The sequence below is a fragment of the Spirosoma daeguense genome (genome assembly GCF_054776875.1).
In genome coordinates this window covers 446,065-457,828 of sequence record NZ_BAAHBF010000006.1, presented here as the reverse complement: position 1 = coordinate 457,828, position 11,764 = coordinate 446,065, and the positions used below count along the sequence as shown (strand labels likewise).

Below are 11,764 nucleotides of genomic sequence, written 5' to 3'. Positions count from 1 at the left end.
AGTAATTCAACCATTTTCATGATAAACATAGCCATTGTTGGCCTTGGTTTTGGGGCCGAATTTATTCCAATCTATCAGCGTCATCCTAACGCGAACATGTACGCCATTTGCCAACGTAACGTCGAGAATCTGAACAAGATTGGCGATGCATATGGCATCGAAAAACGATACAGCAGCTACGACGAACTTCTGGCCGACCCAAATGTAGATGCGGTTCACATTAACTCGCCGATTCCGAACCATGCCGAACAAAGCCTGAAAGCGTTACGTGCCGGAAAACACGTAGCATGTACGGTACCGATGGCTACGAGCGTTGAGGATTGTCTGGAAATTGTAAAAGTTACCAAAGAAACAGGCAAAAAATATATGATGATGGAAACGGTGGTGTATAGCCGTGAGTTTCTGTTTGTCAAAGAGTTATACGAAAAGGGAGAACTTGGGAAAGTGCAGTTTCTGAAAGCCAGCCACCAGCAGGATATGGACGGATGGCCGGATTACTGGCCGGGTTTGCCGCCTATGCATTACGCGACGCACTGCGTTGGCCCTGTGGCAGGTTTACTAAAACTGGAAGCTGAATACGTATCGTGCTTTGGGTCGGGCACCATTCGCGAAGAACTGGCAAAGATTCACAACTCGCCATTTGCGGTTGAATCGGCGCATATCAAATTTAAAGACAGCGATTTGTCGGCCTACGTATATCGGTCATTGTTCGACGTAGCACGGCAGTATCGCGAGAGTTTCGAGGTGTATGGCGACAAAAAATCGTTTGAATGGCAGCTTATAGAAGATGAACAGCCAGTTATTCACACAGCTAAGAAACCGGAGCCTGAAATTCCCGAAAAAGTGACGGTGCCCGACTACGCGCATTACCTGCCCGAAGAAATTCAGCGATTTACAACCAAGGGCGTTTATGATGCCGATGACGCGCAGCACCTTTCGTTTACGCAGGGTGGAGGTCACGGTGGTTCGCACCCGCACATGGTGCATGAATTTGTATCGGCTATTGCTGAAGATCGTGATCCATTCCCGAACGCAGCGCAATCGGCCAACTGGACAAGTGTCGGTATTCTGGCCCACGAATCGGCTCTACAGGGTGGAAAACTGATTCCGTTGCCTGATTTTAGCGCGATATGAGTGAGTCGCCGGTTCGTCTTCAATTCGATAAGCATCTTCCCGAAGATTTGGTGAATGGACGACTAGCGGCAGACCAATATCAGATTGTTGAAAAAGAGACGAATCGACAGGCAGGTGCAATTCGCTTACGTGTAGGTAATAGTCTTGAAATTCAGTTATATGCCGGAAATATTGGCTATAATATTAATGAAGAGTACCGAGGCAGGCGTTACGCTACGTATGCCTGCCTCGAACTAAAATCCATTGCCTTACAGCGTGGATTAACGGAAGTTTGGATTACCTGCGACCCGCTTAACCTGGCTTCGCGTCGAACCTGCGAACGTATCGGAGCTGAGCTGGTCGACATTATTGATCTGCCAGAAGATATAGATATGTATCGCGATGGCGAACGACAAAAGTGCCGTTATCGGTGGCGACTCAAATGAAACAGCTTTATTGAAACAAACAGACCTATGTGGAGTAAGCAAACAAAATTTTTGCTGGGTATCATGCTCATGGCAGCGTTTACCCAATGCGCCCGTCAGTCGGCCAGTCATACGTCTGTCCGGCAGGAATCTACGCGGCCCCGCCGGGTCGAGATTCTATTTCTGGGCGATAACGGCCATCATCGACCCGTTGAGCGGGTGCCGCAACTAATGGCCGCGCTGGGCAACAAGGGTATCAACATTACGTATACCGATAAACTTGAAGACCTGAACCCCGACAACCTCAACAAGTACGACGGCCTACTGATCTACGCCAACTGGGATAGTATTCCGAAACCGCAGGAAAAAGCCTTGCTCGACTACGTAGCATCGGGCAAAGGCGTTATTCCGGTGCACTGTGCGTCGTACTGTTTCCGAAACTCAGCCGAATACGTCGATAAAGTGGTTGGGGGCCAGTTCTGGCGGCACCGAATGGATACCATTCAAACCCGGTTTACGCAGCCTGAGAATCCACTCGTGATGGGGTTGCAGTCGTTCAAGGCTTACGACGAAACGTATCTGCACAGCCATCTTCAGGACGATAACAACGTACTGGCTGTTCGCGAAATCAAGGAAGATCAGCGTCAGGATCGCCCCGACCAGAAAGAGGAACCCTATACCTGGACCCGGAAATATGGAAAAGGTCGCGTTTTTTACACGGCTTATGGCCACGACGAACGTACCTGGAGCCAGCCCGGTTTTCAGCAATTGCTCGAACGCGGTATTCTCTGGGCCGTGGGCGATAAAGTGAAAAAACTTCACGACGATCTGAATCCGCAACCGTTTGCCTATAGCGAAGCTGTTCTGCCAAACTACGAAAAACGGCCCGGTACGCAGTATCAGCAGGCGCCACTTTCGCCCGAAGAGTCGATGAAACACATTCAGGTACCTGTCGATTTCACGCTCGAACTGTTTGCGCACGAACCCAACGTAATGCACCCTATTGCCATGACGTGGGATGAGCGGGGCCGGTTGTTTGTCCTGATTACGAAAGATTATCCCAACGAGCGCAAGCGTGAAGGAGGTTCTGATTACATCGTCATTTGTGAGGATACCAACAAAGATGGTAAAGCCGACAAGTTCACCAATTTCGCCGAAGGTCTGAGCATTCCAACTGGCATGGTGTTCGCTAACGGGGGGCTATACGTATCTCAGGCACCACACATGCTGTTTTTGCAGGACACCAATGGTGACGATAAAGCTGATTTGACCAAAATTATGTTTACGGGTTTTGGTACGTTCGATACCCATGCCGGACCAAGCAATCTGCACTACGGCTTCGACAACTGGATTTGGGGGAGCGTTGGGTATTCAGGTTTCAAAGGAAAAGTTGGTGCCGATAGCGTTAAATTCGGTCAGGGATTTTTTCGATTTAAAGTCGATGGCTCAGAACTGCAATACGTAACAAGTACCTCTAACAATACGTGGGGCTTGGGCTTCACTGAAACTGGCGATATTTTCGGCTCGACCGCTAACAATTCGCACGGCTGGTACATGGCCATTCCGAACCAGTATTATAACGGAGCCCCTCACATCCGCGAAAACGGTAGCCGAAGCACCGATACGCACAAAGACATGAAACCCATCACTGAAAAAGTACGGCAGGTCGATGTGTTTGGCGGATTTACGGCGGCAGCGGGCCATAATTTTTACACAGCCCGTGCTTTCCCAAAAAAATACTGGAACAACGTAGCATTTGTATCCGAACCAACTGGCCACATTCTGCACCAGAACGTAATGCAGAAATCCGGTACCGATTTTGCCGATGCCGATGGGTTTAACCTGATGGCCGGTGCCGACGAATGGTTTGCGCCCGTTTTTGCCGAAGTAGGTCCCGACGGAGCTGTTTGGGTTGTAGACTGGTATAGCTTTATCATTCAGCACAATCCAACACCAAAAGGTGGTTCTAATGGCAACGGTAATGCCTACGAAACGCCATTACGTGATTTCACGCACGGACGAATCTACCGGGTGGCTTACAAAGATGCGCCTTCGTATACGCCCATTACGTTGAGCAAAGAGCAGCCTAATCAACTGGTAGCCGCGTTGAGAAACTCAAATATGTTCTGGCGTATGACGGCCCAGCGACTGCTTATCGAACGTAACAATAAAGACGTAGTGCCGCAGTTGCTCGAAATCCTAAATGATACGTCGCTTGATGAAATCGGTAATGCACCCGGCGTTCTTCATGCCCTCTGGACGTTGCACGGACTGGGTGCACTTACTGATCCTAACGTATCAGGAGCGGTTACGAAGGCATTGCACCATCCGGCTCCTGCTGTTCGTAGAGCGGTGGTACGTATGCTGCCCACCGACCGCGATGGCTGGCTAGCTCCCTACGTTTTGCGTGAAAAATTGCTGGAAGACAAAGAGCCGCTGGTTGTACTTGAAACATTACTAAAGCTTTCGAAAACAACCATCGATCCTGTAGCTCAGCAAGCAGTACTGACGCATCTTCAGAACAATAATTTCGTGAACGACCGCTGGATACCCGAAGCGTTTGCGTTATTGCTGAGTGGCAATAATGGCGAACTGTTGAAAACCTATATGCGTCAGTTGGCTCAGAAAGGTTCAGGTTCTTCTTCGGCAATGCAACACGACATGAGCGCTCATAACCATGCTGAACAACAGACTGCTACGTCGACGTCGGTCAGCCAGCAAACAACTTCGCGCAACCAGCCCGATTTGTTAGTGGCGGCCATTCGGACAACGCCAGCAGCGCCTTCAGTTCGGGAACGGGCACAGTTATTCGTAGATGTAAAAAATGCGGGTGGCGTAGCTATTCCGGCTGGAACCCCGATTCCGCTATCGCTACGTGTCGAAGGTCCATCGGGACCGGGTGAAAAAGCTAAAATTGATTTTGTGAGCGTAACCCATGAGTCAGGAATTGCTCCCGGCGAAACCGTCACGATTAGCAAATCGAACAATGGCCCGTGGGTAGGCGATATGGGTGTGATGTTTGAGCGGGCTGGGCAATACACTGTTACGGTTATGCTCGATCGTGACAATAAAATTGCTGAAGGTAATGAGCAGAACAACAATGCTACTCATAAACTAACGTATCGCGCTCCGCAAAGTCTGGGTACTTTTGCACTCGAACGGGCCACCCGCAGTTACGTTTCTGTAGCTCCGCTCGATTCGGTAGTGGCGTTGTTACGTCAGGTTCAAAAACTACCAACGGCTGAAAGCGAAGCATTGGTGAAAGGCGTAGCAGAAGGCTGGAACATGAAGCAGAAAGGTAATATAGCGGAAGCTGACAAAGCATTTCTGGCAAGCTTAAGCAATACCGTTTCGGTAGATAATAAGGAACGTCTGGCGCGTCTCTACGAGGTTTGGGGAATGAAAAAGGCTGAGCCAGAAGACCCTAACGTTGAAGTAGTACGTCTGAAAACGGTTCGGGAAGAGATGCGTTACGACAAAAAAGAATTTACAGTAACGGCTGGAAAACAAATCGAACTGGTGCTGGAAAATCCTGACGCTATGCAGCATAACCTGGTAATTGGTAAGCCAAGAAGTATGGATGCTATTGGAGCGGCTGCCGACAAGATGATAACTGCTAAAGATGGTGCTGAACGGAATTACGTGCCCTCCATTTCGCAGGTGATTGCCTCAACGCCACTGGTAAACCCTGACCAAACGTATCGTCTGAAATTTACGGCACCAACCACGCCGGGCGATTATCCATACATCTGCACATTCCCTGGCCACTGGCGGCTGATGAATGGTGTGATGAAGGTCGTAAAAGCTGGACAGGCAATGAATAGCAAGTAAGTACTGGAGAGTCATAAAAGTAAAGCCGTTGATACGTAGCAAAATCTAGTACGTTTCAACGGCTTTATTTATAGTTACTCGAATTTGTAATCGACGTATGTTTTCTGTCGATTACAAATTCGAGTAACTAATGATCGGCCTTTCGGGATAGCGATTCGTGGTCCTTAGCTGTGATAGAAAGGAGGGAAGATGGAGGTATCTGAATCATAAATTCGCTGCCTTTACCAACTTCACTTTTGACCCAGATTGTCCATTTGTGCGCATGTACAATACGTTGGACATAGCTTAATCCAAGCCCAAAACCTTTTACACTAGGCTGATTTTGGTCGTGTACCCGGAAAAAAGGCTGAAAAATCTGAGTAACCAGCTTGGGAGGAATGCCAACGCCCCGATCTTTCACGGCAATGGTAAGGCCATCCCGGTTGGTTGTAGTCTGAATTGTTATTACCGGGTCGCCTGCACTATATTTTATGGCATTATCCAGCAGATTATAAAACACGTTGGTAATGTGGAGCCGGTCGGCAAGCATGTGGGGTTCGGTACCCATAAGCGTTAGCTGGAGGTAATCGCCGTGACGCTCGGCTACGGAGCGTAGCAGTTGGTGTACCTGAATCGGTTCGGGGTTTAATACCAGCGTATTACGGTCGGCACGTGCCAGCGTGAGCATGGTTTCAACCTGTTGCTGGAGCCGATCCGCTTCTTCCCGAATAATTCGGACGTATTTTTCCGTGCGCTCAGGTTGATTACGGGCAATAGGGGAGTCGAGAATATCGACAGCCATGCGGATAGCACTAATTGGAGTTTGAAACTCATGCACAAGCGAGTTCAGAACGTCGGTTTGTACAACTGATGACGGCCGACGACGAAGGAGCCACCATACAAGGTAACCAATAACGGATTGGGTTAGTAGTACCAAACCGAATAAGGTCAACCAACGCACTGACGGAGATAGGGACGAAACGGTTGCAACCAAAGCATCCCAGTTCCAGAAGACCAATCCTGCCGTGCCAAAGAAGACCAAAAGCAGTATAGTTAATATTCGATAGGCTGTAGAGCGATGCAGCATATAGCTGTCTTTTGTGGTACGTAAAGAAGCTAAATTAATTACATAGGCACAAAATAAAACGAGTTAAAAGCCAATAAATGTTACGTTGACATCTATTAACTATGCGTTCTTACCAAAAGAGCCAGCATGTGCTGGCTCTTTTGGTAAGAACAGGAAGCTTAAGCTTCACTATCAGTCGTGGCTGCTGCTGGTGCCGGAGTTGCGGGAGCTTTTGGCTTAGGGGCTGGCGATTTCTTTGGTGCTGCTTTGGTTGTAGCGGCTGGCTTAGGCGCTGGAGTAACTGCTTTTGCGGTTTCTTTTGCTGATTCGGCCGCTTTATCGATCGCTTTATTGGCGGTACGTTGTGCGTTTTTCTCAGCTTTCGCTACATTTTTCTTTGCTTTAGCCGCTTCCTTTTTTACTTTCTTAACAGGTTTAGCTGTTTTCTTCTCAGCTTTGTGCATGAGTTTGGCTAGTTTCTTCGCCAGTTTGTCTGCCGATTTCTCGATAGACTTTTTCATTTTCTTAGTGGCTTCACCGGCTTCGCTAAGCTTCGTTTCAATCGAACTAACGATTTCAGAGGCTAACGACTTCTGTTTCGTTTTTATGGTTTTGTTTGCCATTGGATTGGTAGGAAAAAAATTTACAAAGAAATACGAATTTTTTGGGACAATCAAAAGCCTAATGTTAAGTTTTTGTTACATTTTCTGTAGAAAATCCCAGCAAATAATGCCCGTTGTGACAGCAATATTCAGCGAGTGTTTTGTGCCGAATTGAGGTACTTCGAGAACCAGATCTGCCTGTTGCACAACCTCATCCCGAACACCCGCTACTTCGTTACCCAACACAAAAGCATACCGTTTGTTTGATTCCGGCACAAAATCATTTAAAAGGGTGCTTCCTTCGGCTTGTTCAACAGCGGCAACTGCCCAGCCATCAGCCTGCAATTGATCGACAAGTTGCGTAACGTCTGCAACGTACTCCCATTCGACCGATTCGGTAGCACCAAGGGCTGTTTTTGTAATATCGCGGTGGGGAGGCTGGCCGGTAATACCACATAAATAAAGTTTCTGAGCCCGAAATGCATCAGCCGTCCGAAATACCGATCCAACATTGTTCAGGCTGCGAACATCGTCTAGAATAAGACAATAAGAAAATTTGGAAGACGCTTTAAAATCGTTGACCGATAAACGATTTAGTTCAGTTAGTGAAAGTTTACGCATTAGTTTGATTAAGATTATCACGGAGAAGCTGCCGAATGTCGTTCAACGTATCACGCATTTCAGACAGAACTTTCTGCTCCGTGTCAACAGGTGTTTGGCCGGTTCGTGAAGCCAGTAATTTCTGCCGTTGCTCGAGAATCTGGTTTCGGAAATTTTGCGCGTCGATAATACCAATCAATTCCATATTATGCGCTTGATTGGGGCTCTGTCCGGCTGTTTCAAATTTGAGAATACAAAGATCGAAGTAACGTAACAGCGGGCCTGCAACAAACGTAACATCATGAATATTTTCGAGCGGAATCGTTTTCTCTACGTGCACAAGAATACCTTTCTGGAAACGTAGCGAACGTTCGGTCAATTCACATTCGAGATTTTTGAAATAATGCCCACTCCACCATTGCCCAACACCTAACAACCAGAACGGTAGCAACACAATACCGATTACGGTTATCAATAACATAAACGCAATGTAGAGTAATAAGTACGTTCGAATGATTGGATTGAAGCGTACTTTTATGGGTAGTGTTACGTCCGATTCCGTCATGGTTGGTGACTAGTGAATATGTTTGTCATGTACCTAATAAAGGCGAAAATGGCCATTTTTTCGCTAAAATTTGTTATTTTTGTTTAGTACATTCCCGCAGAAATCAGTGAAAACCGCCACCGCAGCAAAACCCCAGTCGAAGAAAAACGAAACTCCCCTCAACCGTCAATACAACCAGATTAAAGCCAAATATCCCGGCGCTCTGCTGCTGTTTCGCGTTGGTGATTTTTACGAAACCTTCGGCGAAGATGCGGTAAGAGCCAGTAAAATTCTGGGCATTACCCTTACCAAACGGAACAACGGAGGCTCCAACGAAGAACTGGCTGGTTTTCCGCATCACTCCCTCGATACGCACTTGCCCAAACTCGTTCGGGCAGGCGAACGAGTAGCCATCTGCGATCAGTTGGAAGACCCTGCACAGGCCAAAGGTATTGTTCGGCGGGGGGTAACAGAACTCGTAACGCCCGGTGTGTCATTTAACGATAATGTACTCGATACCCGCCGTAACAATTATCTGGCTGCGGTTCATTTTGGTAAGGGCGATGACCAGTTTGGTATATCGTTTCTGGATATTTCAACCGGCGAGTTTCTGGCGTCGCAGGGTAATGCGGCCTATGTCGATAAACTGCTGCAAAGTTTTAATCCGTCGGAAGTGCTTTACTGCAAACGGAATCGGGTAGAATTTGGCGCGTTGTTTGGTGATAAATTTCATACCTACACACTCGAAGACTGGGCGTTTACCTACGATTTTGGCTACAATTTCCTGAAACAACATTTTCAGACTACGTCGCTGAAAGGGTTTGGTATTGAAGGATTACCCGATGGCATCGTTGCGGCTGGCGTTATTCTACATTACCTCAACGAAACCGAACACAAAGATCTTCAGCATATTACCCGTGTTACGCGGCTTGAAGAAGACCGCTACGTATGGCTCGACCGTTTCACGATTCGCAATCTTGAACTGACGGCGGCACAGCAGGAGGGGGGCGTTCCGCTCATTCAGATTCTCGACCAGACCGTTACGCCAATGGGGGCACGGTTGCTACGTAAATGGCTGAGTCTGCCACTGAAAGAAAAAGCGTTGATCGATGAACGACTGAACATGGTGGAGTTGCTCGTTAACGATATCGATCTGTCGGAAACGCTGGTGAATCACCTTCGGCAAATTGGTGATCTGGAGCGACTGGTTTCTAAAGTGGCAGTTCGACGTATCAATCCGCGGGAGTTGTTGCAGTTAAAGCGTTCGTTACAACACATATTGCCCATTAAGGAACTACTGATTACGGCGCTTGGCCAGACGGCATCGCCATCGCTACGTAAATACGCCGACCAACTTAATCCCGTCGCGTTTCTGCTCGACCGGATCGAAGCCGAACTGCGCGAAGATCCTCCAACGCTGTCGAATCAGGGTGGTATAATTAAGGCCGGAATAAATGCTGAGCTGGACGAACTAACCGCCATTGCGTATTCGGGTAAAGATTATCTGCTTCAACTTCAGGAGCGAGAGGTAGAACGTACTGGTATTAGTTCACTGAAAGTAGCATACAATAAAGTGTTCGGGTACTACTTGGAAGTAACCCACGCTCACAAAAACCGCGTACCTGAAGACTGGATTCGGAAGCAGACACTCGTAAACGCCGAACGCTACATTACGCCCGAACTGAAAGAATACGAGGAAAAAATCCTGAATGCGGAAGAGCAGATTTTCCAGATTGAGGCCCGGATGTTCAATGAAATGATATTGGCGGCTGGCGAATACGTAGGAGCGATTCAGCAGAATGCCCGCGTATTGTCGGTGCTGGACGTACTGGCATCGTTCGCTCGTATTGCTGTGAAGAATAGATACGTTCGCCCACAGATTAATGAAAGTAAAAAGCTGAATATCAAAGATGGTCGTCACCCCGTTATCGAGCAACAGTTACCACCGGGGGAGCCTTACATTCCGAACGATATTTTTCTGGACGACGAAACCCAGCAGATCATCATTATTACAGGGCCAAACATGGCTGGTAAATCGGCTTTGCTACGTCAGACAGCGCTAATTGTACTGATGGCGCAATCGGGAAGTTTCGTACCTGCTACGTTAGCTGAAATAGGTCTTGTCGACAAAATTTTTACGCGCGTTGGTGCCAGCGACAATCTGTCACGGGGGGAAAGTACGTTCATGGTCGAAATGACCGAAACGGCAAGCATTCTGAATAACCTGAGCGAACGTAGTCTGGTGTTGATGGACGAAATTGGCCGGGGAACCAGTACGTACGACGGTGTGTCGATTGCCTGGGCCATTACGGAATATCTGCACAACAAAACCGACTGTCGCCCTAAAACGCTGTTCGCTACACATTACCACGAACTGAACGATTTAGCAACGGATAACCAACGAATCAAGAACTTTAACGTAGCGGTTAAAGAGCTAGGTAACAAGGTTATTTTCCTGCGAAAATTGAAAGAAGGCGGTTCTGAACACAGCTTCGGAATACACGTAGCACAAATGGCCGGTATGCCTGCTCAGATTGTGAGTCGCGCCAACGAAATCCTGAAACAACTCGAATCGTCGCACCGACGTGAAGATAACAAAGAGCGTATTCGCGAGGCTGTTCCGCAGGAACGTGAACTGGCGCTACGTATCATCGAATCGGGTGACCCGAAATCCGAAGCCATCAAAGAGAAACTGCGCGCTATCGACGTAAACCGGCTTACACCTATTGAAGCACTTCTGAAATTGAACGAGTTGATGAAGTTATTGGAGTAATGGAAAAGAGACAGTTAACCTTTGATAGTAATGGCTATTTGTTTCCGTATGATGTTATTGTGATTGATTGGGAAGCCATTATAAATACGTTTGGCGTTACTCTAGTACGACAGAGTTTACTAGCTGACTATGAGCGTTTTCTTGATGCGCTACGTACTTTTTTTCCTATTCCACATAAACAGTGGATCGACGGGAGTTTTATTAGTAAACAAGAAAACCCTAGAGATATAGATGTGGTACTGTTTATACCATATACTCATTTTTCTACCATTGCAGATAAGCTAAAACAGCTAAAAGCAGAATGGGTAGGTAGAATAGACTGTTACTTTGTAGAAATCTTTCCGCCAGATCATATAAAATCTGATATTGGTAGGGCTGACGAGTTAACTTGGTATTACTTTTTACGAACTGATCGTCGGAAACGACAGAAAGGACTTCTAGAGTTACACATCGGTTATGGAAATTAATGATGAACTAGAGATTCGAATTTTTCATACGCTTGAACAGGTAAAGCGAATGAACGAGGCCATTCGTCGTCATCAGCAAACTGACGAGCCAAACGGATTTATAATAGAGCAATTCCTAGAAGTTCGGCAGCGACTTAATATCGAACTTCAGGATTTACTATCTCAGGTAACTGAAACCCGCTGGCAAATAGCCGCTTGAACTGGCGCTACGTATCATCGAATCGGGCGATCCAAAATCGGAAGCCATCAAAGAGAAACTGCGAGCCATTGACGTAAACCGGCTTACACCCATTGAAGCACTTCTGAAATTGAACGAGTTGATGAAGTTGCTAGAGTAATTAGTGATTGAACAGCAAATACATAA

At 47.3% G+C, this 11,764-nt stretch carries 10 protein-coding genes; 6 read left to right on the top strand and 4 right to left on the bottom strand.

The annotated features are described in order from the left end of the window. Positions 1–18: 18 nt before the first annotated feature. Genes ACYVD4_RS21140 through ACYVD4_RS21130 form a run of 3 tightly spaced genes read left to right on the top strand, consistent with a single transcriptional unit; the run spans position 19 to position 5,369 of the window. Positions 19–1,134: a Gfo/Idh/MocA family protein gene (locus ACYVD4_RS21140; protein WP_460949127.1), complete on the top strand. Its 1,116-nt coding sequence runs from the start codon at positions 19–21 to the stop codon at positions 1,132–1,134. After that, positions 1,131–1,559, top strand: a complete 429-nt coding sequence (locus tag ACYVD4_RS21135) for a GNAT family N-acetyltransferase (protein WP_460949125.1) — start codon at positions 1,131–1,133, stop codon at positions 1,557–1,559. Before ACYVD4_RS21140 ends, ACYVD4_RS21135 begins: the two co-directional genes overlap by 4 nt. Before the next feature lie 27 nt (positions 1,560–1,586). Next, positions 1,587–5,369, top strand: coding sequence for a PVC-type heme-binding CxxCH protein (locus ACYVD4_RS21130; RefSeq protein ID WP_460949124.1), 3,783 nt, complete (start codon positions 1,587–1,589; stop codon positions 5,367–5,369). Positions 5,370–5,496: 127 nt separating this feature from the next. Here ACYVD4_RS21130 and ACYVD4_RS21125 read toward each other — a convergent pair whose 3' ends face one another. The 4 genes from ACYVD4_RS21125 to ACYVD4_RS21110 form a co-directional block, all read right to left on the bottom strand. Beyond that, on the bottom strand, positions 5,497–6,435 hold the full coding sequence (locus ACYVD4_RS21125; RefSeq protein ID WP_460949122.1) for an ATP-binding protein: 939 nt from the start codon (positions 6,433–6,435) through the stop codon (positions 5,497–5,499). Between the two features lie 158 nt (positions 6,436–6,593). Next, positions 6,594–7,037, bottom strand: coding sequence for a hypothetical protein (locus ACYVD4_RS21120; protein WP_460949121.1), 444 nt, complete (start codon positions 7,035–7,037; stop codon positions 6,594–6,596). A gap of 75 nt (positions 7,038–7,112) precedes the next feature. Then, positions 7,113–7,637, bottom strand: coding sequence for an RNA methyltransferase (locus ACYVD4_RS21115; protein ID WP_460949119.1), 525 nt, complete (start codon positions 7,635–7,637; stop codon positions 7,113–7,115). Then, positions 7,630–8,181: a PH domain-containing protein gene (locus tag ACYVD4_RS21110; protein WP_460949117.1), complete on the bottom strand. Its 552-nt coding sequence runs from the start codon at positions 8,179–8,181 to the stop codon at positions 7,630–7,632. Before ACYVD4_RS21110 ends, ACYVD4_RS21115 begins: the two co-directional genes overlap by 8 nt. A gap of 106 nt (positions 8,182–8,287) precedes the next feature. Between ACYVD4_RS21110 and mutS the strand changes: the two genes are divergently transcribed. Genes mutS through ACYVD4_RS21095 form a run of 3 tightly spaced genes read left to right on the top strand, consistent with a single transcriptional unit; the run spans position 8,288 to position 11,599 of the window. Further along, a complete protein-coding gene (mutS, locus tag ACYVD4_RS21105) occupies positions 8,288–10,933 on the top strand; it encodes a DNA mismatch repair protein MutS (RefSeq protein WP_460949116.1) in 2,646 nt (881 codons plus the stop codon). Beyond that, the gene (locus tag ACYVD4_RS21100) at positions 10,933–11,400 is read left to right on the top strand and encodes a DUF6932 family protein (RefSeq protein WP_460949115.1); all 468 of its coding nucleotides are present in this window, start codon (positions 10,933–10,935) and stop codon (positions 11,398–11,400) included. Before mutS ends, ACYVD4_RS21100 begins: the two co-directional genes overlap by 1 nt. Continuing rightward, the gene (locus ACYVD4_RS21095) at positions 11,390–11,599 is read left to right on the top strand and encodes a hypothetical protein (RefSeq protein WP_460949113.1); all 210 of its coding nucleotides are present in this window, start codon (positions 11,390–11,392) and stop codon (positions 11,597–11,599) included. The genes ACYVD4_RS21100 and ACYVD4_RS21095 overlap by 11 nt, the downstream gene beginning before the upstream one ends. Positions 11,600–11,764: the final 165 nt, after the last annotated feature.